General features: G+C 69.7%; 14 protein-coding genes. 12 read left to right on the top strand and 2 right to left on the bottom strand.

The window, feature by feature from the left end:
• The first annotated feature begins 1086 nt into the window (after positions 1 to 1086).
• A complete protein-coding gene (locus ACNPQM_RS21540) occupies positions 1087 to 1218 on the top strand; it encodes a hypothetical protein (RefSeq protein ID WP_418085331.1) in 132 nt (43 codons plus the stop codon).
• Positions 1219 to 1450: 232 nt separating this feature from the next.
• On the top strand, positions 1451 to 5383 hold the full coding sequence (gene mobF / locus ACNPQM_RS21535; RefSeq protein WP_418085330.1) for a MobF family relaxase: 3933 nt from the start codon (positions 1451 to 1453) through the stop codon (positions 5381 to 5383).
• A gap of 10 nt (positions 5384 to 5393) precedes the next feature.
• Here the strand turns inward: mobF and ACNPQM_RS21530 are convergent, their stop codons facing one another.
• On the bottom strand, positions 5394 to 5840 hold the full coding sequence (locus ACNPQM_RS21530; RefSeq protein WP_418085329.1) for a hypothetical protein: 447 nt from the start codon (positions 5838 to 5840) through the stop codon (positions 5394 to 5396).
• 137 nt (positions 5841 to 5977) lie between these two features.
• Complete coding sequence (locus ACNPQM_RS21525; RefSeq protein ID WP_418085328.1) at positions 5978 to 7024, bottom strand: NlpC/P60 family protein; 1047 nt, start codon at positions 7022 to 7024, stop codon at positions 5978 to 5980.
• 326 nt (positions 7025 to 7350) lie between these two features.
• Between ACNPQM_RS21525 and ACNPQM_RS21520 the strand changes: the two genes are divergently transcribed.
• The 10 genes from ACNPQM_RS21520 (at position 7351) to ACNPQM_RS21475 (ending at position 24699) form a co-directional block, all read left to right on the top strand.
• On the top strand, positions 7351 to 8226 hold the full coding sequence (locus ACNPQM_RS21520; RefSeq protein WP_418085327.1) for a hypothetical protein: 876 nt from the start codon (positions 7351 to 7353) through the stop codon (positions 8224 to 8226).
• Between the two features lie 13 nt (positions 8227 to 8239).
• Complete coding sequence (locus ACNPQM_RS21515; protein WP_418085326.1) at positions 8240 to 8575, top strand: hypothetical protein; 336 nt, start codon at positions 8240 to 8242, stop codon at positions 8573 to 8575.
• 11 nt (positions 8576 to 8586) lie between these two features.
• Positions 8587 to 9372, top strand: coding sequence for a hypothetical protein (locus ACNPQM_RS21510; protein ID WP_418085325.1), 786 nt, complete (start codon positions 8587 to 8589; stop codon positions 9370 to 9372).
• A complete protein-coding gene (locus tag ACNPQM_RS21505; RefSeq protein ID WP_418085324.1) occupies positions 9362 to 11233 on the top strand; it encodes a hypothetical protein in 1872 nt (623 codons plus the stop codon). Before ACNPQM_RS21510 ends, ACNPQM_RS21505 begins: the two co-directional genes overlap by 11 nt.
• Before the next feature lie 3 nt (positions 11234 to 11236).
• Positions 11237 to 12760 carry an SCO6880 family protein gene (locus tag ACNPQM_RS21500; protein WP_418085323.1) on the top strand — a complete coding sequence of 508 codons (1524 nt, stop codon included), beginning with the start codon at positions 11237 to 11239 and terminating at the stop codon, positions 12758 to 12760.
• A complete protein-coding gene (locus ACNPQM_RS21495) occupies positions 12760 to 14313 on the top strand; it encodes a type VI secretion protein (protein ID WP_418085322.1) in 1554 nt (517 codons plus the stop codon). Before ACNPQM_RS21500 ends, ACNPQM_RS21495 begins: the two co-directional genes overlap by 1 nt.
• Positions 14314 to 14529: 216 nt before the next feature.
• Positions 14530 to 16266, top strand: coding sequence for a type IV secretory system conjugative DNA transfer family protein (locus ACNPQM_RS21490; protein WP_418085321.1), 1737 nt, complete (start codon positions 14530 to 14532; stop codon positions 16264 to 16266).
• Positions 16259 to 16774 (top strand): hypothetical protein, encoded by a 516-nt coding sequence (locus tag ACNPQM_RS21485; protein ID WP_418085320.1) that lies wholly within the window; start codon positions 16259 to 16261, stop codon positions 16772 to 16774. Before ACNPQM_RS21490 ends, ACNPQM_RS21485 begins: the two co-directional genes overlap by 8 nt.
• An 84-nt stretch (positions 16775 to 16858) precedes the next feature.
• The gene (locus tag ACNPQM_RS21480) at positions 16859 to 17146 is read left to right on the top strand and encodes a hypothetical protein (RefSeq protein ID WP_418085319.1); all 288 of its coding nucleotides are present in this window, start codon (positions 16859 to 16861) and stop codon (positions 17144 to 17146) included.
• Between the two features lie 74 nt (positions 17147 to 17220).
• Positions 17221 to 24699 carry a DEAD/DEAH box helicase family protein gene (locus ACNPQM_RS21475; protein WP_418085318.1) on the top strand — a complete coding sequence of 2493 codons (7479 nt, stop codon included), beginning with the start codon at positions 17221 to 17223 and terminating at the stop codon, positions 24697 to 24699.
• Positions 24700 to 24724: the final 25 nt, after the last annotated feature.

Below are 24724 nucleotides of genomic sequence, written 5' to 3'. Positions count from 1 at the left end.
CCTGCGTCATCGTCTTGTCCCGCGGTTTCGTGCCCTGCTCCCCGCACCCGCGGGGATGGTCCTTACACCGGGGGCACGGGCACCGTCGAAATGGATTGCTCCCCCGCACCCGCGGGGATGGTCCCGAAGACCTACCGGTTGATGTCGTTCTCGGGGACTGCTCCCCGCACCCGCGGGGATGGTCCCACGCCTGAGCTGCGGCGCATGTACGCGACGGTCTGCTCCCCGCACCCGCGGGGATGGTCCCGTCGCGCAGAAAATCGCGCCGGAGAGATCAACCTGCTCCCCGCACCCGCGGGGATGGTCCCGGGGCCGTGGTCCGGCACACCTGCGACGAGAGCTGCTCCCCGCACCCGCGGGGATGGTCCCTACACCGGCGGGGACGGCACGGTTGAAGTCGACTGCTCCCCGCACCCGCGGGGATGGTCCCCTCGACTACTGGAAGAACCGCGACACCACCAGCTGCTCCCTGCACCCGCGGGGATGGTCCCTCGGTCCGCACATCGAGCGGATCTGTAGAAAACTGCTCCCCGCACTCGCGGGGATGGTCCCGAGACGGTCGGCGGGAAGAACTGTTCGGCAGCCTGCTCCCCGCACCCGCGGGGATGGTCCCACGGATCGCACGCTCATCGCCGCGGCCTCTGCCTGCTCCCCGCACCCGCGGGGATGGTCCTGTTCCGGTCAGTTCGTACCGAGTGGACTGCGTCTGCCCCCCCGCACCCGCGGGGATGGTCCCTGGTCAGCGTCGTCCCACCGCGAAGTCGTCGACCGCCGCCCCTCCAGCGCCGACCGCGACGCCCTCACCGCACTCGCGCACGCCGAAGGCCCCCTCCGTCGACCACCTCGCACTCGCCCTATCCTGGGCCCGCCACCGGCTCGACGCCGCGCTCAACCACGTCCGCACGCATCCACCCGACATCGGCGGCGTGCTCGTCCTACGTTGCGTCCTGCCCGACGGGTACACCGCGACACCCCGGCTCCATGTCCTCCGGCCCGACCAGGCCGACGCCATCGCCGGGCGCAAGAACCCCAACCCGTCGGTGCGCGGGCCCATCAGCCCGTCGAGGCCGAGGTCCTACTCCGCGTTTGGCCGACGGCGGCATCAACCCGGACGACGCCGCCCAGCACCAGGCACTCGAAGACCTCGCCGCCGACATGGTCACCGCGGCGACATCGTCGACCGGCTCCACGACAACGTCGCCTACAGCCTGTGGATGATCTCCGAGCCGTCACCAGCTACTGCCACGGTCTCTGCGCCGCCACTGACGTAACCCCGCGCACCCCGCTGACATCAGCCCTGCGTCCGACCGCTGGCGTGTGCTGGACAGCGGCTTCTGCCGCTACTACCGTCAGTCCCCTTAAAGATCAAAGACGGATGGACAAAGGTACGTCCCCTTCGGGGACATACGCGGCCCCGCCGCGAACGATCGGGGAGGGAGGGCAGCCGTCGATGGCCTGGGTGACCCGGATTGTGGACATGGAGCAGGTCGAGTACCGCCTGACCCAGCATTCCGGTTGTTACGTCCAGTTGGACGGTGAGGGCGCCGCCCCGGCGTCGCAGCAGCTCGGCGATGCCCAGGTCGACTACCGGATGGATGCCGCCGAGGACTCGGGTCTGGTGTGGATCGGCGAGGGCCTGCCGACGCTCGGACTGACTCCCGGTGCAGTGCTGGACGAAGCCGGGAAGGAGGCGGCGCGGGTGCTGGCGAATGGCGTTGACCCGCGCAGCGGGGAGCGGCTGGTGAAGGCCGAGCTGCGAGCCCACCCGCGTGCCCAGCTGGTCGGTGCCCGACTGGTGGAGGCGATCGAGAAGGCGGCGGAGGCCGCCGGCGTCGAGGCGGCCGCGCTCTTCGCGGCCAAGCCCAAGCAGCGCGAGAAGTGGCTCACGCTCGCTCGGATGGTTCATCAGAAAGGCGAGCGGCACCGGCTTCAGGTCGACTCGTTGCACCGCCTGGCCCGGGCGGCCGGGCTGCGGCTGGAGGACGTGTACGAGGCCGGTGAACTTGCCGAGGCCCGCGCCCATGAGGGGGAGCGCGTCAATGTGCGAGTGCGGGCATATGACGTGGTCGCCGACCTGACCAAGACCACCTCGACGCTGTGGGCGCTGCTCGGCCCCGAGCGTGAGAAGAAGTTCCGGGACCTGGTCCATCAGGCCAAGCAGGAGGCGTTTGGGCAGCTGGAGAAATGGATCGGCTACGGACTGGCAAGCGAGGACGGGAAGCTGCACCGCATCGCCACCGGCGGATTGCTGGGGTGGAGCGTGGAGCACCAGTCAGCCCGCCCGGTCGACGACACCACGCCGGGCGACCCGCACCTGCACCTGCATCTGGTGATTGCGAATCTGGCCCGGTGCGAGGACGGGGTGTGGCGGGCGATCGCGAACGGCGGCATGGATCTGCACCGGCATGCGAAGGCCTTTGATGCGCTGTTTAAGGCGCGGGTGCGGGCGCTGGCTGCCGAGCAGTTCGGCGTGCGCTACGTGCGCGACCCGCGGACCGGCGCGTGGGAGATCGCCGGTATTCCGGAGCCGCTGCGTACGCACTTCTCCCGGAGGTCAGCCGCAGTTGATGCGATTGCGGGAGAGGACGCCAGCCGCGAGGAGAAGCTGCGGATCTCCGCCGAGACCCGGCACGCCAAGCACGACACCGGCAGCCTGGACCTGCGGGCCGACTGGCGCAAGCAGGCCGAGGCGCTCGGCATCGACGTGGGGGCGATGGTTGCGGCCGCCGCCCCGGGCCCGGCCGGCCCCAACGGCACCCTGGCCCACCCCGGGCCCGGGGGGCCGCTTCTGCCGACGCCGGAGGCGATCGCGAGCGAGGTCTTCGACCCGAAGACGGGACTGACCGCACACGAGAAGGAATTCAGCCGGGCTCAGCTGCTGGCGGCGGTCGCCAATGCCTGCCCGTACGGGCTGACCACCGGTGCGCTGGAGGCACTCGTTGACCAGGTGCTCGCGGTGCAGGGGTTCGCGAAGGCGCTGCCGCAGCGCGGTTCGGGGCTGCTGTCGAACGCGGACCGGTTCACCACTCAGGACATCCTGCGAGCCGAGCAGGTCATCGTAGACCAGGCCCGGGCCCGGTACGCCGACGGCTCCGCCCAGCTGACTGGAGATCAGGTCGAGGCCGCGCTGTCCGTGTTCGAGGTCGCGGCCGGCTTCGAGCTCGGCGCCGAGCAGCGTCGGGCGGTTCAGCGGCTGCTGACCGCCGGGCACGGCGTCGACACAGTCGAGGGCGTCGCTGGAGCAGGCAAAACGTCGCTCATGGAGGCCTGCCGCATCGGATGGGATGCAGTCGGCCTCACGTACGCCGGCACCGCCCTGTCTGCGGTCGCTGCGGCCAACCTCTTCGAGGGCTCCGGTATCCCATCCCGCACCCTGGCGTCCTGGCTGCAGCGCATTGCGTCAGGAGAAGGCTTGCGCGGCCTGGACGTTCTGGTCATCGACGAGGCGGCGATGACCGACGACCGCGCGATGGCGGTGCTGCTCAAGGAAGCGGCGACCACCGGCACGAAGATCATCGGGGTGGGCGACCCGCAGCAGCTGCAGGCGATCGGCCCGGGCGGCGGCTTCACCGAGGTGCACCGGCTGGTCGGCGGCGTCACCCTCACCGTCAACCGCCGCCAAAAGGACCAGGCCGAGCGTGCAGCGCTGGAGGCGTGGCGCACCGGCGGCGAGGGCCGCGAGAAGGCACTGCAGCAGCTCGCGGACGGCGGGCGAGTACACGCCGCTGACAGCCCCGAGGAAGCCCGGGCCGGGATCCTTACGGCCTGGAACGAGCGGCGAACCCGCTGGGCCGACCCGCACGACGTGCTGAAGAACCTAGTGGTGCTGGCCGCCCGTAACAGCGACGTGGCCGCGCTCAACCATGGCGCCCAGGCGATCAGGCGGGCGGCCGGTGAACTCGGCGCCAGCCACACCTACGCGTTGCCGCGCGGCGAGCGGCTGACCCTCGCCGTCGGCGACCTGGTCCGGGTGCGGGCCAACGACTACCGCTCCCGGCGCGGCGAGGGCCCCGACGTCCTCAACGGCTACCGCGCGGCCATCACCGCCATGGACACCGACCACCGGGTGCGGATCACCTGGCGGCGCACCCACGCAAGCGGCGAGCCAGCCTTTCACCACGCCTGGCTGAGCCCTGCTCAGATTTCCCAGGGGGCGCTCAGCCTCGGCTACGCGATGACGGTGTCCGCATCCCAGGGCCTGACGGTGGATTCCGCGCTGCTGTACGGGCTGGGCGCCAACGCCTTCAGCCTGTACCCCGGCATCACCCGGGCCCGCCAGGAGAACCACCTCTGGCTGCCGACCGCAGCTCTGGAGGACGAACAGACCCGCGCCCAGCTCGGTTCCCCGAGCACCGAGGCGGAAACTCTGGAGCGTGCGCTGAACGCGTACGCGGCCCTGCTGCGGCAGGACCGGCCGACCGGGATGGTCCTCGATCAGCTGCGCCCGGCCCCAGAGTCGCTAGCCGCACCGGTTGGAGCGGCCGCGGCCGAGGAGATGTTCACACCCTGGGATGACCGTACGGCCCGGCCGTACGGTGCGGTGCAGGCTTCCGAGCTGGCGGCCCGGGGCACGACGGCCGAGCGGCAGGCGATCGCCGCCGAGCGGGCCGCCGCCGAGCAGGCCCGCCTGGCCACCGACGGCGCCCTGGCGTTGGCTGCCCGGCCCAGTCCCGGCCGGCGGATCGCCGGTCACATCGATGCCCTGCTGGTTGAGGCCGACAGACTGGTCGCCCTGGCCCAGCAAGAGGAAGTCCGAGCCGCGCAGGCCACCGCAGCCGCCGCCGGGGCCCGGGAGATCCGTGAGACGGTAGCGAAGGCCGCCGACGGCAGCCGTCTCGCGCTGCGGATGGCCGGCACCTCCCGCGCTGAGCAGCAGCAGCTCTTTGTCCACTACACCGAGCAGCTCACCGCGGCGACCGACGAAGCACGGCGCGCCCACGCCGCCAGCGAGGACCTCCTGCGGCAGGCCGCACAGTTGGTCCAGGACTCTCCGTACGCCGGGCTGCTGAGCGATCTGTGCGGCACCAGCGATGCGTTGCCGCGCGATGCGGCCGGGATGCGCCAGCAGTTCGCAGCGGTCCGCGCCCAGCTGCCCCTGGTGGCCGAGAGGATTGATACCGAGCGCGCCGAGACGGTACGGCAGGCCCGCACCCAGGCCGTGGAACTGCAGGCCCAGGCACAGAGTTTGCGCACCGCCAGCGCGGCGATGCGGACGGAGGCGGACCTGCGGGGGCGGATTGCCGCACAGGCTCCGCACCAGCACGTGCAGGAATCCGCGGCCCGTGATGCGGTGCTGCAGCAGGCCCGACGTACGGCTGCGCAGCAGGCCTGGTCCCGCCGGTCCCAGCCGGTTGCTATGCCGGGCGGCGGCCGCCGCCGATAACCCCGACTGGTCAGGACTGCGCCTCGGATCCCGCAGATTTCCCCAGAGCGAGGGAGTTCAGCCGTCGGCGGGTCCGGAGGGCCACCGGTGCCTCAGGCCCGTGGATGTCGGTGACTGCGTTAAGGAGCTCGATGCCGAGACGGTGGGCGTCCTGGGCGGGAACGGTCCGCCAGAGGCTGTAGACCCGGCGGGTCGCCTCATCGGTGTCGGGATGCCGAGGCCCTTGGATCGTGGCCCGCAGGCGTGCGGTGTGCAGATACCACCCGAGCGCCGTGGCGTGGTCGCCCACCAGATGGGCGAGGTGCCCGCGGACCTCCCGGATGTGGACGACGTTCAGGTGCTCAGCGCCGTACTCAGCGGCTATCTCGGTATCGAGCTCGTACGCCATCCAAGCGGCATCCTGCAGCTGGCCATCGGCGGCCGCAGTGGCGACTGCGGCCAGGCGCTCGCGCAGCACCTCTGGGATCCTTTGGGGACCGGGCTGTTCGGCAGAGGGGAGCGCGGGAGCTCCCCAGAACGCTGGAGACACCGTGCCCCACGGATGGAAAACCTCTTCGTGCTCGTGCATGGCGAGATGCCCTTCAGTTGCGCGGGTCACCACTTCACCACCCGGCGGACTTCCGTGATCCGGGTAATGGCGCTGGTGGAGTTGCGCCAGCTGCTGTACGAGACGATCCGGGTCCGTACACCGGTACGGGGCGCCTCGATGATCTTGCCGTCGCCTATGTACATGCCGACGTGCCCCGGGCGCGCGTCCGATCCGTCGCTGCCAGGGTTGAACACCAGGTCGCCTGGCTTGGGTTTGTCGATGCTGACGCGGTCGCCGAAGTTGACCTGGTCGTAGGTGACCCGGGGAATGTTGATCCCGGCGGCCCGGTAGGCCTGCTGCATCAGCGACGAGCAGTCGCACCAGTGGGCGGGGCTCCCGCCGTGGGCCTTGGTGCAGTCGCCGCCGAGGTGGTACCAGCCGCCCTTCTGCTGCAGCGCCCAGGACACGGCGGTACGGACCTCGCGAGGGGTGTCGGCGGGGAGGGTGTATCCGTCGGGCAGATCCACTTCCTGGCTGGATGCGGGGGCGGTGAACTGCCGGGCGGTCGCCATGATGATGTTGACATAGTTGTACGTCTGGCCGTCCGCGAACTTCTCGTCGGGAACGCCTTGGTACTGGTCGACGCGGCCCCATCCTGCGTTGTAGCCGGCGAGCGCGAGTTCGACGGGTGACCCGTTGTACTGCGGGTGTGCCTTGCCCTTCTTGAGCAGGCTGCACATGAACTTCCCCTGCCCGGCGATGGCGTCGGCGGGTTCCCAGACACTCTTGGTCCCATTGCCGTTTCCGTCCACGGCCCAGGTCGGCCAGGTGTCCGGCATGAACTGGGCAATGCCCTGCGCGCCGACGCCGGGAGACTCAGCCCTCGGATTGAAGTTCGACTCCTGCTTCAGCTGGGCGGCCAGGATCGACGGCGGCAGCCCCTGGTCGCAGTCGGCGGACGCCTTGAGAATCATCGGCGCGTACTCGGCGGGGACTCCACCCCTGCCGATCCTGAGGCTGCCCGCCGTCGGCTCCACAGTGCCCCCGCCGCTGTCGTCGTCGAACGTCGCAATGAGCAGCACGATGCCCATACCGAATGCAACCGGCGTCATGACCGCCCCGCCCAAGGCAACCGCCAGCCATCGCTTGATGCGCACAGTCCCCCCTCGGCCTGCACCTCATGATTTGCGCAAAAGAATCCTGATCTGCGGTCTGTTCTGATGAGAGCCAACCGCGATCAGATTGCGTGATAGTGCGTGACACTATGCCATCACCCCTCGACAGGGCCTAGGTTGAAGATACTTCTGGTTGCCACGCCCATGGGAACGATATGGTTCCGGTGCGCTTGCATATGACAGAGCGGTGCAGTCGATTAGCTCAGGCAAATCTTTAACTGTGTCGCATGGGGGTGAAAGTGGGCAAAAAGGAAGGCGCGCTGATGACGCTGCCTACCAGATCCCGACTGGTGCTGCCGGTGATGGCAGCGACCGGGGGCAGTGGGCGCTCCACCGCGGCCGATCTGCTCGCCGGAGCGATGACGGCGGCCGGGACGGGCACAGTCGTGCTCGACACCGCACCACGCCTGTCCTCGCCCTGGCCCTCCTGGACTCTCGGGCAGGAGGCCGCAGGCCTTGCCGTACTCCCACCCGACCGGCCGCTGACCCGCTCCCAGGTTCAGTCCGCGGCCGCCTGGCGGCCAACCGGCCGGGGCGCGGGCTGGCAGGTCCTGACCGACGGACGCGACTGGCACAGCCCGCCGCTCGCACTGCCACAGGACCCTGCCGCCTGGCTCCAACTCGCCGCCATCGGCGGCTGGCAGGCCGTCATCGCCGACACCACGCACCCCGTCGCCCACGACATCCTCGACGCCCGCTGCGCCGGGCGTACTGGACAGACCCGGGCCTGGTGCGAACTTCCCTACGCGGTGCCGGTGCTGTGCGCGGCCGCCACCGCCAGTGGCGTCCAGGCTCTGCAGCAGGCCGTGATGGCGCTGCACGCCGACGGCATGCCGCTGCAGCGCACAGTGGCCGTCCTCGTCGCGCAGACCGACGGACGGCTGCCCGCCGTTGTCCGGGCAGGCGCGACGATGCTTACCTCCCGCACCGCCGCCGTAGTGCACCTCCCGCACGACCCGCACATCCGCACCCACGGGCTGCGGACGGCATCCCGGCTGCGCTCACGTACCCGGCAGGCCGCCCACTCGCTCGCCCAGGCAGTCCTCACAGCGGCAGGTGCCACCTGGGGCATGCCGCTTCCCGAAGCGCCGCGCCCTGCGCCGCTCGCCGTCGTTTCCCCCGCTTCCAGACCACTTTGACGAGGTGTCGGCTATGACCTTGATGACCACCCTGCACACCCTGGCCACCGACCCGGACCTGCACGTACTTGCTGCTGGAGACCCGATCGTCCCCAAGTACAGCCCGGAGCTTCCCGATGCGGTGAACACCCAGGTCAAGACGATCCTGTCCTGGACGGCCGGGCTCGGCCTTGCAGCAGCGGTGGGCGGCGGACTGCTGGGCTGGCTCCTGGTGGCAGTGGGACACAACAGCGAACGCGCACAGCTGGCCGCCCGCGGCAAGCAGTCCGTGCTGTGGAGCCTGTTCGGGGCCGGAGGCATCGGTGTGACCAGCAGCCTCGTCCTCGCGTTCTACAACATGGCGAAGTGAGTCGGCGACACATGGACACCCACGATCGCAGCGCGCGAAAGGCCAAACTCACGCTCGCCGGGCTCGCCGTACTCGCCGCCGCAGGACTGGCCGCCGGCGGCGTCGCGGCCTACTCCCTGCTCGGAAACGACGATTCAGCGAAGGGAACGGCAGGCCCCACGGCTACCGCGAAACCAGGCCCGTCCGGCTCTGGCGCAGATTCGAATGGGCAGGCGATGACGCCGGAGAAGAAGGACAAGCTGCTTCTCTCCGTACCCACTGGCCAAAAGGACGGCGTCTCGACCGGCTTCCCCCACACCGCCCGGGGCGCCGTCTCAGCTGCGGTTTACTTCTGGGAGGAGTACGCCTGGCTGGATGATCAGAAGGCCCGTCAACAGCTAGAGGCCGTTGTCTCACCTGACGCCACCGGCTACATCGACGAGCAGATCTCCGAGATCCGCAAAGGACGCGAGGCCGCCAATCTCCCGACCTCCGGAGGTACGCCCGCTGGTCTCACCATCAGCACCACCGTCGAAGCCGCGCGTCCGACATCCATCACACTGCCAGGTGCGACCCGGGGTGACGTAGTACAGGTGTGGATGTCCTTCGATCGCTACGCAACCACGCCCGAGAAAGCAACTGACGACGATCCGATCAAGGGCGACACAGCCGACCTGATCGTCAAGTGGCAGAACGGAGCGTGGAAACTCACCAACGAACCTCAGTACTGGCAAAAGCGGTCCTTCCCCGTCGCCTACGACCCGGACTCGCCATACGCCAGCCGGGACGGGTGGGTGCAGGTACGGCATGCGGACTGACCACGTCACACGAACCGCGCGCGCTCTGACCCTGCTGCTGACGCTGCTGTTCTGCTTCAGCCTCGGCGGGCTAGGCGCACATGATGCCCGCGCTGCGGACGACCCGTTTGCGACGCACAAAGACTACGGCCCCCCCAAACCTCCACCCAAAGAATGGGACGCCGACGTCGGCCTGGACAGCAAGAACCACTACTGCCTGCTGTACAAGGACGACGACTGCAGCCCGGCCGATGCGGGGGAGATCCCTAACCCGGGTGTGACCGGTGACATCTGTGAAGGCGCCGACGGACATGGCGCCGCCAACTGCAGCAAAGAAGAGCGCCTGGCGTACGAGAAGCGGCGCTTGGAGAAGTGGCGCAAGGACTACAAGGACAAGTCCGACGACCCGAACTACGAGAAGCTGAACAAGTTCATCACCGCCTGCATCGACAAGGGCGGAGCCTTCGAGGACTGCAAGCAGGACGCCTCGTACAAGTACCCGCCCAAGGCGAAGACCCCGTTCACGTGGGTGGGCGGGAAGATCTCGGAGATGGCCTCGAACGCTCTGAAGGAGGCTGCCCGCTACATCGGCAAGGCTGTGGTGTGGCTGCTGGAGGAGTTCGCGAAGGTCTTCAACGAGTCGTCGACCATCGACTTGTCCAAGGTCGGTATCGGTAAGCCGAAGGGGATCATGACGGTCCTTTCCCTGCTGGTCGCGACCTTCTTGTTGCTGCTGCAGTTCGGGAAGGTGGCGATCAGTCAGCGGGGTGAGCCTGCGGCGACCGCCGTGACGGGTCTGGCGAAGTGGGGGATCATTTCGTCGGTCTACGTGATCGCCACGCAGACGGCTCTGACCTGGTCGGATGCCATTTCCACCTGGATCATCAACTACAGCTTCCACGGCGGCGGCTCGGGCGCGGGCGATGCGACCAAGGCGATGCAGCAGCAGCTGGGCACCCTGTTCGGCGGGCTGATTACCGGCGGAGGCGGCGCGGCGACCGTGGGCACGGCACTCATCACCGGTGAGAGCGTGGCGGCCGCGGCGGTCGGCGTGATCATCGTGGTCGGCGTCGTGTGTATCCTGGCGATTGCCGCGCTGTGGATCGAAGTGCTGCTGCGGCAGGCCGGAATCATGATCCTCGTGGCGACCATGCCCGTGGTTCTGGCCGGGCAGCTGTCCGACTCCACCCAGGAATGGTGGCCCAAGGCCCGCAACGCGCTGATCGCACTGATCCTGATGAAGCCGATGATCGTGCTCTGCTTCGCGATCGGGTTCGGTGCTATGTCCGAGGGCGACGGCGTGCAGAACATGTTCGTCGGTCTTGTCATCTTTATCCTGGCCTGCTTCGCATGGCCCGTCCTGGCGAAGTTCATGACGTTCTCCACTGTCGGCGGCGGCAGTGCGATCGCTTCCGGGCTGATGAGCTCGATCGGCTCGTCCGCCGCATCGATCTCCGGCGGCTACCGGCCTGAGATGGGCGGAGCCGGGGCGGTCGGCGGCGGCAGCGCCTACACCCGCGCCCTGGAACAGGACACCGCCCAGACCGCCACCAGCGGCTCCAATGCCATGCAGAGCACGGGCAGTAGCACCGCGGGCGGCAGCGGGAGCGCGGGCGGGCGGACCTTCGGATCCCGGGTCATGGGCACGGTCGGCCTGCCCCTGCAGGTCCTCGCCGCGGGCAAGGACACGCTGGAGTCCGGCATGGCGAGCACGGCGGGCCACGCCGGTCTCGACCACGGGGCGGCCGGCGGTCGTCACGTCGTCATCGCGCAGCGGCGCCATTCCGCCCCCGTCGGACAGCCGCAGGAAGCCGAGGACAGCCCCTCGATACAGATCCCACGGCAGCCGGTGCAGCCTCCCAGCCCTCCGACTCAGGGATAGCCGATGACACAACCCGTCACCTACAGCGGATGGCAGTCGGAGAAGTCCGGCTTCATGGGGCGGCTTTCCGGGCCCGGGTTTGCCCTGGTTGCCGTGGCCTGCGCGTTGTTGCTCACCCCCGTCAACCTGTCCAGCTGGGCTGCGGCTGCTGTGTGTGTGCCGCTGGCTCTGCTGCTGCTTCTGCTTGCCTTCGGGCGGGTGAGCGGGCTGAGCGCCGATGAATGGATCCTTCTGGCAGTAAGGCATCAGATCGCCGTGGCAAGAAAACAGAACATCTTCTTCAGCGGGCCGTTCGCCCCCCGATCCGCCCGCACCGGGCACCAGCCGATGGACCTGCCCGGCACCCTGGCCCGGCTCCGCATTCTGGAGGCACCCGACGGTCTGGGAGGGTTTCTCGGTGTCGCGCACGACCCGGTGGCCGGTACGTACACCGCCGTTGCCCGCGTCTCGTTCCCCGGCCTGGCGCTGGTGGACAGCGACAAGCAGGCGGCCCGGGTCTCCTCCTGGGCCGCGCTGATGCGCACGTTCTGCACCGAGGACTCGCCCATCACCCGCCTGTCCGTACACCAGCGGTGCCTGCCCGACGACGGGGCCGCCCTGCGGTCATGGACCGCGCAGCACATCACCGCCGACGCCCCGCCGGCCGCGGTGAGCGCGCTGGCCGATGTGATGGAAGGGGCCGGTCCTGCGGCGACCTCGCGGGAGACGTACCTGTCCATCACCCTGTCGGCGGCCCGGGCCCGTCTCGCTATCAAGGGCGCCGGCGGCGGCCAGGTCGGCGCCGCCGCCGTCCTGGTACGCGAGCTCCACGCACTCGGCGGAGCACTGAGCACCGCGAGCCTGCAGGTCGTCGAATGGCTCTCCCCGCGGGGGCTGGCCCAGACCGTGCGCACCGCGTACGACCCCGACGCCCAGGTCGCACTCGCCAACGCCAACGCCGCCGCCCGGACACCCGGATGGGAAGGCACCGAAGAAGGCGTCGACCCGAACCTCGCCGGGCCCGCGGCCGCCGAGACCGGATGGGGCACCTACCGCCACGACGGAGCCTGGACGGTCACCTACCAGGTGCGGACCTGGCCGCAGGCCCAGGTGTACGCGACGTTCCTGCAGCCGCTGCTGCGTCCGAGGCGCAATGCCCGGCGCTCGATGAGTCTGGTCTACGAGCCGCTCGGCCCGCGCCGGGCCCGCCAGGAGCTTGCGAAGGAGAAGAGCAAGCGGTCCTCGGCCCGGTACTTGCGGGCCAAGACAGGCCGGGACGAGAGCGAGGACGAGCGCCGCGAGGTCAACCTCGCCCGCGCCCAGGACATGGCCCGCGCGTCCGGCCAGGGCGTGGTGCGGATGACCGCGGTGCTGTCGGTGACCGTCACCGATCTGGAGGAGCTGGAGACGGCCTGCGCGGAGATGCAGGCCGACGCCGCAGCGGCCGGCCTGGAACTGCGGCGCATGTGGGGCGCCCAGGACGTCGGGTTCGCCGCAGGCGCGCTCCCGCTCGGCCAGGGACTGCCCGACCGACGGACGGGATTCTGATGGGCCTGTTCACCCGCCGCCGTGCCGGTGACGACACCCTGCTGACCGCCGCGGGGATCGGCGAGGCCACCGGCATCAACACGGCGTTCGTCCCCGCTCAGGCCGGACCGACGGCGGCCGAACAGCGCGCGGCCCGTCGTCTCGAAGACGCCGACACAGTGATGCGGATCGCCCCGCGCAAGGGGTGGGCGCACCCGTACGCGGGACGGTCCGCGTCCCTGCCCCGCACGGAGGTGGTGCGCGCCGACACCGGGAACGCGGCCGGCGCGTACCCGTTCCTGCACGCCGGGGCGCTGCCGCCGGTCGGGGCTTACATCGGCCACAACACCCTGACCACACAGGCGTTCTCCGCCCATCCGGCGGTCTGGGTCCGCGAAGGACTGTGCACCAACCCCAACGTCATGATCACCGGCATCCCCGGGTCCGGTAAGAGTGCCCACATCAAGGCCCTGTGCTTCCGGCTGATGGCGTTCGGCCACCGCACCCTGATCGCGGGCGACGTGAAGGGCGAGTACGAAGGGCTGTGCCGCCACCTGGGAGTCGAGCCGGTCCGGCTCGGCCCCGGCCTGCCCGGCCGCCTCAACCCGCTGGACGCCGGCCCCCTCGGCGCGGGCCTGGACCGGATCACGGACTCGGCCGAACTCCGCAGCCGCCTCCAGGAGATCCACCGGCGCCGACTGACCCTCCTCAAGGCCCTGCTGGAGCTCCAGCTCAAGCGGACTCTGCAGTCACAGGAGGAAGAGGCCCTGGACGTCGCGGTGCGGGAGGTCACCGGCGAGCTGTACGGACAGACCCGGCTCGCGGTGCCCACTCTGCCGCTGGTCTACGACAAGCTGCGCGACCCCACGGACGCGATGGCTCGGGAACTCCGGGTCCGCGACGGGGAAGTGCAGCGGGCCCGCGAGCAGATGGCCACCATCCGCTCGGCACTCGGCTCCATGGTCAACGGCCATCTGGGAGGGCTCTTCGACCAGGAGACATCCATCGGCCTGGACTGGCAGGCCCCCATCCAGTCTGTCGACATCTCCGCCCTGGAGCAGTACGGCGACGAGACGGTCGCCATGGTGCTGTCCTGTGTCTCCTCCTGGGCACAGGCGGCGATCGACCGGCCCGGCCAGCGCCCGTGGGTCGTCGTACGGGACGAACTGTGGCGCCAGATGCGCAGTGGCGGTGCGGCCATGGTCCGCAAGATCGACGCCGACCTCAGGCTCTCCCGGGCGACCGGCACCATCCAGATCCTCGCCACCCACCGCCTGTCCGACTTCGAGAGCGTCGGCGCGGCCGGCTCGGAGGCCGTGGCGATCGCCAAGGACCTCATCTCCTCCTGCGAGACCCGCATCCAACTCGCCCAGGACACCCGCCCGCTACAGATCACCCGCGAGGCGATCGGACTCACCGACGCCGAATGCGACCTGATCGGCTCCTGGGGCGCCGGCCAACGCGGCCGCGCCCTGTGGAAGGTAGGCCGCGGCGGCGGCTCCCACGCCGTCCAGCTCGTCCTCTCCCACACCGAGCAGAAGCTGTTCGAGACCGACGAGCGGATGGTCGTGTAAGCCCGTGAGTTCGTCATTTCTGAAGCGTCGAGCGAGCGGAACCCACTGGGTGGATGTCCCGCTTCGGGGCACCGGATCCCGTCAGAGATATCGCCGAGGCTTTGGGATTCTCGGCGAAACGGCGGATTCTTCGCGCCTTCGAGTGAACTCTGTCCGACCTGGCCTCCCAGGTCATCGGAACGACTCTGACCAGAACGAACCCAAGACAGTAGGGGCATGATGGCGACGGAGAAGAGCGGCGGCCCGTCCACCGCGGGTATGGACGACAACACCCTGCTTGCCGCCTACGGTGCGGGCGCCCTGGTCGCGGTCGGGGGCGCTGTGCTTCTGGCCGCACCGCTCGCCTCCCTGCTGTCCGGGCATGGGTGGGCGACGCGTACCGACAGCGTCCCGGCGACCGTTCTCACCGCCCTCGTACGCGGCCCAGGTGCCGCCTACGACCCGGCCCCGCCGGCCTGGCTGTTCTACCTGCTCGCTGTCCTCCTGGTCGTCGCCGTCCTCGCCCTGGCCGTCAAAGCCGTCAGCCTCCTTGACCGCAGCGGCCGTACCGGCGGCGCCCAGTGGGGCGGGGCGAAGGTGGAACGGAAACTCTCCGCACCCCAGGACCCGGTCAGGCGCGCCAACCGGATCACCGCCGGGCGCGGGATGCGGACCAAGAAGATCGTGGCCGCCCAGCCCAACATCAGTGCCACGGTGTTCGGGGTGCCCGGGTCGTCGAAGACGACAGGACTGGTGCTGCCGAACGCCGCCGAGTGGCAGGGCCCCCTGGTCGTGACGACCACCAAGGCCGCCGACCTGGACATCATCTACGCCCGCCGCCGGCACTTCGGCCCGGTGTGGGTGATTGCTCCCGCGGGAATCCCCGGCCGCACCACACAGAAGTGGTCCCCGGTGGACTACTGCACCGACGCCAAGGCCGCCGACCGGATGGCTGCGTGGATGGCAGAGGCATCCTCTTCCGGCGATGACAAGCGCGCCGCCCCCTGGATCGACCAGGCCAAGAGCGTCCTCAAGGGCGTCCTGCTCGCGGCGAACCTCTCCGGCGGCGGCGTGAGCGCGATGCGCCGCTGGCTGGGCCTGGGCAAGGACGCCGTCGACCACGTCCGCGCCGTCCTGCTGCAGCATGGCTACACCGAAGCAGCCGAGGACTACGCCTCCCCGTGGCTGCGCCTCCACGAGGACGGCATCGGCAGCATCCAGTTCAGTCTCAACGTGCTGGCTCGCGTCTACGCCGACGAAGAAGTCCGCGAAACGTGCGCGGGCACCGACTTCACCGTCGAGGAGCTTCTGGAGCAGAACGGCACCGTCTGCCTCATCGCGTCCGAAGCCGACGCCGAACGCTTCGCACCGCTGCTGACCTCGATCATCGCGTCGATCATCCACGGCGCCGAAGTCCGCTACAACACCACCGGAAAGCCCTTGGACCCGTCGCTGGGCGTCATGGTCGACGAGGCCGGCAACATGCTCCGCTACCCGAGGCTGCCGAACATCCTGACCACCGGCCGCGGCATGGGCATCGACGTCCTGACGGTGTGGCACGACCTGTCCCAGCTCCGCGACCGGCTCGGCACGCAGAAGGCCAACACCGTGCTCTCCGCGAGCGGCCTGCGGATGCTGCTGCCCGGCTGCGGCGACCTGGAGACCCTGCGCTACTTCTCCGGCCTGTACGGACGCACCGAAGTCATGCGTACCTCCCACGGCCGCTCCCGCGGCGAGTACTCCACCAACACCTCCGCCACCGAGACCGACCTCGCCCCGGTCCACTCCCTCCAGCAGCTGCCCGACTTCACCGCGATCGCCCAGTACTCCAACCAGCCCCCGATCAAGGTCAAGATGCGGCTCACCTTCCGCGACAAGGACCTCAAGAAGCTGCTGACCGCCCCCCTTCCTCCGACGGGGACGGTCAGCTTCACCAAACCCGCCGCACCCGGGAAGGCCGGCACCCGTGTCTGACGCCCTCGACAACCCCGCCTCCCTGTGGCCGACACCACCGGCCACTGCCGAACAGGAGCCTCAGCGATGGGTGTGGGCGGCGATGGACCCGCCCGAGCGGCGTGCCCGGATGCGTGAACTCGCGATCTGGGTCGACTGGCTACGTCCCACTTTCGAGCTCCACAACAACATCCCGCCCTGCTGGTACCGCCATCCGCCCGTCGTCGAGCACCTGACCGCCCTGTACGCCGGCTGGCTGCGTACTTATGCAGGCGAGCAGGCGGCCGGGCGGGAGCTCGCCGAGGCCGACTGGATCAACACCCTCCACAACTTCACGCCCCGCCTGCAGCTGGCCGCCTGCGCCAGCGGCCGCCACCAGGACCCGCCGCCGCTGGTGCCGCCACCGCCCGGCGCCGCCGAGGCCTTCGAGGTGTACCTGGTCACAGCCGACACCACTACTGCCGCGGCCGCGCACCCGGCCGCAGCCGAACTGGCCCGGCGCACCGCCGAACTGGACGCGCCGCTGTAGGCCCAGATCCCTTCGGCGCCAGCGAAGCGAGGGCTTGGGAGGATGTAGTGACAGAGAACCGTCCAGCAGAGGAGACCTCCGCACATGCAGTTGGACCGACACGCGAAGTTGGCCTTGGAGTACTGGACGACGTACCGGCCGCAGGCGCTGCAGGAGCTGGGCGACTCTCAGAAGCAGCTGGAGTTCTTCTACGTCCTGGGGCTGCGGGTGACGGAGCGGGTGGGCGAGCTGACGGACGATCTGCTGGAGCAGGTACCGGCGGGACAGCGGGCCCGACAGCGGATGGCGGTACGGGCTCAGGCGACGGAGATCATCTACGCGGAGGAGATCTACCTGCCCAAGGAGGAGGGGACCGAGCACCGCGAGATGTAGCGCTGCCGCGCTTCCGGCCCTCCGCGCAGACCGATCTCGCGCCCGCCGGACAGACAGACCGCGCCCGGGCCAACGTGGCAGCCCTGGAACTGCTGCGCAACCTGCAGGAGGCCGACCGACCCGCCACCCGGGAAGAACAGCAGGTTCTGGCCCGCTGGTCGGGATGGGGCGCGCTGCCCGCCATCTTCAACGCCCGGCCGGCCCGGCCCGCCTACGACTCCGACGACGAGCACGAGCGGGCCCTGGCCCGGTGGGAGTCACTCGCCGAGACCCGCGGGCGCGTCCGCGAACTGCTGACACCTGCGGAGTGGGATTCCGCCCGCCTCAACACCGTCACCGCGTTCTACACCGACGCCGCCCTCGTCCAGACCATCTGGGGCGCGGTACGAGACCTCGGGTTCGACGGCGGAGCTGTCCTGGAACCCGGCAGCGGTTCGGGCAACTTCATCGGCCATGCCCCACAGGACACCACCGTCCCCGTGCACATGACCGGGGTGGAACTGGACCCCGTCACCGCAGGCCTTTCCCAGTACCTGTATCCCGACGCCGAGATCACCAACAGTGCACTGGAGGACCTGCGACTCCCCGACGCGTACTTCGCCGCAGCCGTCGGCAACGTCCCCTTCGGCAGCTTCAAGCCCTACGACGCCCAGCTCAGCCCGAACCGTGAGTTCTCCATTCACGACCTGGCCGTCCTCAAAGCGCTGACGGCGGTCCGCCCGGGCGGCGTTGTCGCCCTGGTCACCTCCCGCTACACCCTCGACTCCCAGGACGACACCGCCCGCCGGCGCCTGTACGAGCTGGGCGATCTGCTGGGCGCCGCCCGTCTCCCCGCCCGCACTCACCGTGCGGCCGCGGGCACCGACGTGGTCACCGACGTGCTGTTCCTGCGGCGGCGCCCAGACACGGAGGCGCCCGGCGACGACAGCTGGCTGCATTCGGTGGAGCGGGTCCTGCCCGGCCGCGACGAACCCTTGCACGTCAACGCCTACTTCGACGCCCACCCCGAGCACGTGCTCGGTGACCTGCGCGCACGCCTCGGTCAGTACGGGCCCGAGATCACCGTGACCGGCCCGGCCGACCAGGTGGCCGGTCTTCTGCGCGAGGCTGCCCGGTCCATTACCGACACCGCCCGCGAACAGGGCCGTACCGTGCCCGCCGAGCTCACCGCGCCACGGCCGCAGCTCATCCCAGCACGGAATGCTCCCGACGGGGCCCTGCGGGTCGACGAGACCGGCGCGATCACCATCGCCGAGGCCGGCTACTTCATCCCACTGGAAGTCCACCCCGAACAGCGCGACAAGCTCATCCAGCTGGTCGGCCTCAAGCAGCAGGTACGCGCCCTCTACGACGCCGAGGCGGCCACCGCCGGCATCGGCGAGACCGAGGAACTAAACGGGATGCGCACCGAGCTACGCACCGCCTACCGGGTGTACCGCAAGAAGAACGCCTCGCTCGCCAAGCCCCGCCAGGCACGGACCTTCACCCCCAAGGGCGCGGCCGAACAAGCACAGGCCCAGGGGCTCGCCAGCGTCCCCGCCCACTGGAAACACCACACGGCCTTCGCCTACATCGACGACGACCCCGAAGCCGCCCTGCTGTTCGGCCTGGAGGAGTGGGACGACGCCACCAAGAAGGCCACCGAGCAGAAGGTGCTGCACGCCCGTGTGCTGGAACCGCGGCTGCTGTCCGAGCACGCCGAAACTCCCGAAGACGCCGTCACCCTGGCTCTGGAACACGACGGCGGCGACCTGCACATCTCCCGCGTCGCCAGGCTGCTGGGCGTGGACGAGGAAACCGCCGTTCAGCGCATCGGCCACCTCGCGTTCCGCGACCCGGACCGCAACGGTGCATGGGAGCCCCGGCACCGCTATCTGTCCGGAGACGTCCGGCACAAGCTGAAGACCGCCCGGGCCGCGGCCGCCGAGGACCTCTCCTACGCCGGGAACGTCGCGGCCCTCGAGCAGATCCAGCCCGCCGATCTCGCCCCGTCCGAAATCAAGGCGAAGACCGGTGCCACCTGGATCCCCATCGACGTCTATAACGACTTCCTCAAAGAGCTCGGCTTCACCGACGCCTCCGTCGCGCACGCCGGCGGCACGGTGTGGGAGGTCAAGGGGGCCCACAACGGCGACCTCGCCCGATCCGAGTGGGGCACCGAGGAACGCAGCACCCGCCAGCTCTTCGAGGCCCTGCTGCGGCAGACGGAATCCACCATCCGCATCGCCTGGAGGGACGACGAAGGGCACGTCCACGTCGACCAGGAGGCCACCGACGCAGCCCGGGAGAAAGCCCGGCTGCTGGCCGAGGCGTTCGAGGACTGGGTGTGGACCGACGAGAGCCGCGCCCAGAGGCTCGCCGGTATCTACAACGAGCGGTTCAACAACCTGGTCCTGCCCGAACACGACCAGGCGCCGCTCACCCTGCCAGGGGTGGTGACCGACTGGGGGATGCGGCCCCACCAGAACGCGGCCATCCGCCGGATCCTGTCCGAGCCCACGGCACTGCTCGCGCACGTCGTCGGCGCCGGAAAGACAGCCACCATGGTGGGCGGCGCAATGGAACTGCGCCGCACCGGCCTGGCCTCGAAACCCGGCATCGTCGTGCCCAACCACATGCTCAAGCAGTTCGGCCGGGAGTTCCGCCAGCTCTACCCCAACGCAAACATCCTGGCGATCAGCGCCAGCGACCTGGGACGCAGCCGACGGGCGAAGTTCCTCGCCCGGATGGCAAGCGGCGACTGGGACGCAGTGATCCTCACGCACGAGGCGTTCAACCGGATGCCGCTGCGCCCTCAGACCATCCAGCACTACATGGACACCGAGATCTCGCAGCTGCGGGCCCAGATCGACCTGGCCGCCGAGGCGGGCATGGACTCCCGCACGGTCAAACAAGTGGAAACCGCCCTTGCCAACGCCACCGCCCGCCTCAATCAGCAGATGGACAAGGCCACCGAGGACGGCGGAGTCACCTTCGAGGACACCGGCGTCGACTACCTGTTCTTCGACGAAGCCCACGAATACAAGAACCTGCGCACCATCTCCGCGATCCCCGGAGCGGAGATCGAAGGCTCGGCCAAGGCAACCAAACTGCACATGGTCCTGGACCACCTGCGCGAGCACACCGGCAGCGGCCGGGTGGCGACGCTGGCCACGGGAACCCCGGTAGCCAACTCCGTCACCGAGGCGTACGTCCTGATGCGCTACCTCGCGCCGGACCTGCTGGACCGCCTGGACGTTGCGGCGTTCGACAACTGGGCAGCGAACTTCGGCGAAGTCGTCTCAGCACTGGAGCCCGACCCCAAGGGAGGCGGCTACCGCTACAAGGCACGCTTCTCCCGGTTCTTCAACGTGCCCGAGCTGATGAGCGGCTACCGAACCTTCGCCGACGTACAGATGGCCGAGGACCTGAAACTTCCCACACCAGCGGTGCGGGAAGAGAAGGAAGGCCAGCGCGGCGAAACGGTCCTCATCCCCGCCACCCGCGCCCAGCGCGAGTTCATCAAATCCCTCAAGAACGCACCGTGGATCAACAAGCCAGGCGGGATCCTCAAGGCCCTCGGCGAGGGGCTGCGGGCCTCCCTGGACATGCGCTTGGTCGGCGGCCAGGAAGAGGAAGGCAGCAAACTCTCCTACGCCGCCGAGAAGATCGTCGAGGTATGGGAGGAGACCAAGGACACCGTCTATCCCGTGTCCAAGGACGACCCCACCCCGCAGGAGACCCCGGGCGGACTGCAGCTGGTCTTCCTGGACGAGGGGACACCCGGCGGCGGCGCCAAGCACGGCATGAACCTCTACGCCGACCTGCGCGACCAGCTCACTGACCAGGGAATCCCGCGCGAACAGGTCCGCTTCATCCACGAGGCCCACACCGACCAGAAGAAAGAGACGCTGTTCGCCGACTGCCGGGCCGGAAAAGTCGCCGTCCTCATCGGCTCCACCCAGAAGATGGGCACCGGCACGAACGTCCAGGCACGGGCGGTGGCCCTGCACCACTTGTCCTATCCGTGGCGCCCCGCCGACATGGCCCAACGTGACGGCCGCATCGAACGCCAGGGCAACCTGAACGTTCCCGCAATCCCGGGCACACCCGACGACGTACGGATCCTCTACTACGTCACCGAACGGACCTTCGACGAGTTCCGTCTCAACACCCTGGCCCGCAAGGCCAAGTTCATCGGGCAGATCCAGCGCCGGAACTTCGCGGAGCGCGAGATCGAGGACATCAGCGCCGATGCCATGAACCTCGGTCTGCTCACCGCGCTCGCCTCCGGAGACCCGGCCGTTCTCCAGCACGCCGAAGCAGCTGCCGAACGCGTGCGACTCACCGGCCTGGCCCGAGCCTGGGACCGGGCACAGGACAAACGCGCCATGCAGATCGGCGGAGCACGTGACTTCATCAGGCGCGCTGAACCCGCCCTCGAAGCGATGCGTGCCGCCCTGCCCCAACGCAGACCCACCACCGGTGACGCCTTTGCCATGAAGATCGGAGAGACCACCTACCGCAAGAAGGACGAAGCCGGTGCCGCCCTCGGCGCCCGCATGGCCGGCCTCGCCCGCGACCAGTCCCTCCGGCCCGGAGAGCGCATTCCCGTCGGCACCCTCGGCGCACTCGACTTCCACGCCGAGATCTCTTTCGACCACAAGGGCGCCCGCCAGCTGAAACTCAGATTCGGCTGGGGGCACGTCGTTCCGGACGGGCACCGCGACGACCGCGCCCAGTGGCCGACCGCAAAGGTCACCGAGGACAGCGGCCGCGGCGCCGTCCAGGCCCTGGAGAACTTCCTCAACCGCCTGGAACGCGACACCGACACCCTTGCTCAGGAGCTCCAGCGGCAACATGCCCGCAGCGTGGAGATCACCGGCAACCTGCAGAGCAAGGACGACAACCCCTACCGTGCCCTCGCCCGGTCCAAAGAACGTGAGGAACTACTGCTTGGCAAGCTCGTGATCCTCAACGAAAAGGAGTCCGAGCTCGCTGAACGCATCAGTGGCGGAGCCGAACAGCCGTCGGACGAGGTAGAGGTACCCGAGGAACTGGCAGCCCTGCGTTCCGAGATCGACGACCTGGCCCAGCGCATCGCCGCCGAGCACAGCCTCCAGAACGACGTGCAAGCGGCCACGAGTTACGCGTCAACAGGACCATCCCCAGCTGAGTCCGAGACCGTGGCTGACGCGAGGCCTGAGCCGGAGATCGCGCCAGACGCTAAGGCCGGCCAGCTCGGCCTGTTCGCCCCCGCCGTCAGCAATGAGCCCGACCATCCTTCGCCGTCGGCCGTCGCCAAGGAACAACCGAGCCAGCCCCGCACACGACCTGCGCCAGCAACGCCTCCGTCCGGGAACGAAGCCGGTGAAAAGAGCGGCCTTGCATCTCCACCGAACGCCGGGACCGGATCAGCAGCAGACCCGACGAACGTGCCGACACCTGAAGAGACAACCGCCCCGAGAGTGCGGACCGAGCCGAATCCCGCAGCCGATCCGGACCAGCAAGAGCGCCGCGTCCCGCGGACCAGCCTTGTGCCGTCAGAGGAAAGCCCCACGGCGCAGCCAGCAGACCAGCACCCGGATCCGCTGGGACCGGCGGGGGACCTGCAACGCGACCAGGAGGAATACGCCCGTACCGGCCGGGTGCCCGGTCCGTACTTTTCATTGGAAGAGTGGCTGGGACACGGAGCCGACGCGGCGCGCACCCTGCGCGAGGAGTACCTGGAAGCCCTGGTTACTGAGGACGCGCAGCGAGCAGCGGCACCGGCACCTCAACCCTCAGAACTACGCCCACCCGCGGCAGCACCAGACCCGTCCGAGGAGCCGGCCAGCGATGCCGATGCCTCGGGAGCTGCCGAGAATGAGACCTCCGCGGCAGGCCGGGTGGAGAGCGCCGACCCGGTTGTCACGGCACGACCCGCATCGGCATCCAACGAGAGCGACCAGCAGCGCGACGACGTCCCAGAGACCGGCGAGCCGCCCTTGCCAGCCCCTGCCCCGGAGCCCCCGCTCCCGCCCACGACATCCGACCGTACGGAGGAAGCCCCCATGGCCACACCCACCGCCGATCCGTCCACGGCAACGGCCGCCGACTCCGTCCGGTCGGCCGCCGAGGCCTCCCGGGTCAGCCAGCCGCCCGTCCCTGCTCCGCCAGCGGCGTCACCAGCCCCGTTGGAGGAGCGGGTGCGGACGAATGCCGAGGCGGCGACACCCGAGGCACAGCGCGAGCTCCCGCTGTGGACCGGCAACGACCTCCCCGACGGGGCGGGGTGGACCGCACGCGACGGGGTTCTGTACGACGGCTACGGCGCCCCGACATGGAAGCTGAAGACCCCCACTGGCGCCCCGAACCCGACGCAGGTACCCGTGGTCCCGCCCGCACCGGTCGCTGTTTCCTCGGAAGCCGGCAGCACCGATCCAGGAAACGCCTACGACCCCGCGGACCTGTGGGCCGCCGACCTCATCGAGCCGGTGGGCCTGCCTGAGGCGTTCGAGCGGGTGGAGGAGGCCTGGGCCGACATCGTCCCGCCCGACCTGGGGACCGCCCAGGACCTGCGCACCGCCGTCGACAACGACCTGCGCACCCTGGAACAGCAGTGGCGGCGCACCGTGCTCGGCTCACAGGTCGCGCCCGCAGCCGCAGCCTCTGCCAGTGCGACCGACGCCCGACAGGCGGCCGCCGCGGTCAACACCGCCCTGCAGGAAGCCGATCGTCATGCTCCGGCGCTCAAGGACTCGCCGCAGTGGCAGCAGCTGCAGACCGTCCGCGGCGCTGCCGCCCATCTGTGGGACGTCATCAAGGAGAAGGCCGGCCCCTACTTCGAGCGGCTGGCCGACGACGCGCGCGTCCAGGGGTTCTGGCGGACAGTCTCCGCCCGCTCCTGCGAGACCATCGCCCGCTGGGCGCAGGCCGGGGCCGACCGGCTGCGCAGCGGGGCCAAGCGCCCGGACCTGCCGACCGCCGAAGCGCTGCTCAAGGTCTCCGACACGGCCCTGGCCTACAGCAGTCCGCGCGACGAACGGCCCGATGCCGCCACCGTGGCCGCCGCCCAAGACCAGAATGCCGCCGAGATCCGACAACTGCGCAGCACCCTGCGGTCCAACGCCCCGCTCCCGTACGCCACGCGGGACGACGCGGTGGAGGCCTCCCGCGAGATTGCCCAGGCCTTCCAGGACTGGGCGGGCACCGACATGGGCAAGGAGTTCGGCGCTTCCACGCACCGCCGGGTAGCGGAGTTCCGCGAGGCATGGCAGCAGCTGCCGTCCTCAGAGCTGCCCGGCGGTCCCGGGCCGGCGGCCGGGCCCTACAGCGCGGTCGCCGAGCACGCGCAGGGAATCGTGGAACGGGCCCAGGCCCAGCCAGGCCGGTTCAACCCAGCCGACCTCGCCGCCCTGCAGACAGTGGCCGATCTCGCCGAACACCACGGCGGCCGGCTCGCGGCGACCCTCCCACCGGGCCTCACCGGCCCCGCCACCCCGGCCGCAGCCGTCCAGCAGAGCGCTCCGCGCCCCGCGGTGGCGACCCCCGGCCCGGTCGCCCGGCCGGGAGCACCCCGACTCTCGGCCTGAGCCCGTGATCCCACTGAGTACCGAA

The organism is Streptomyces sp. NPDC056231, from assembly GCF_048270745.1.
In the GTDB taxonomy this organism is placed as follows: domain Bacteria; phylum Actinomycetota; class Actinomycetes; order Streptomycetales; family Streptomycetaceae; genus Streptomyces.
The sequence above is the reverse complement of the archived record's forward strand: the minus strand, read 5'-3'. Positions and strand labels throughout refer to the sequence as shown.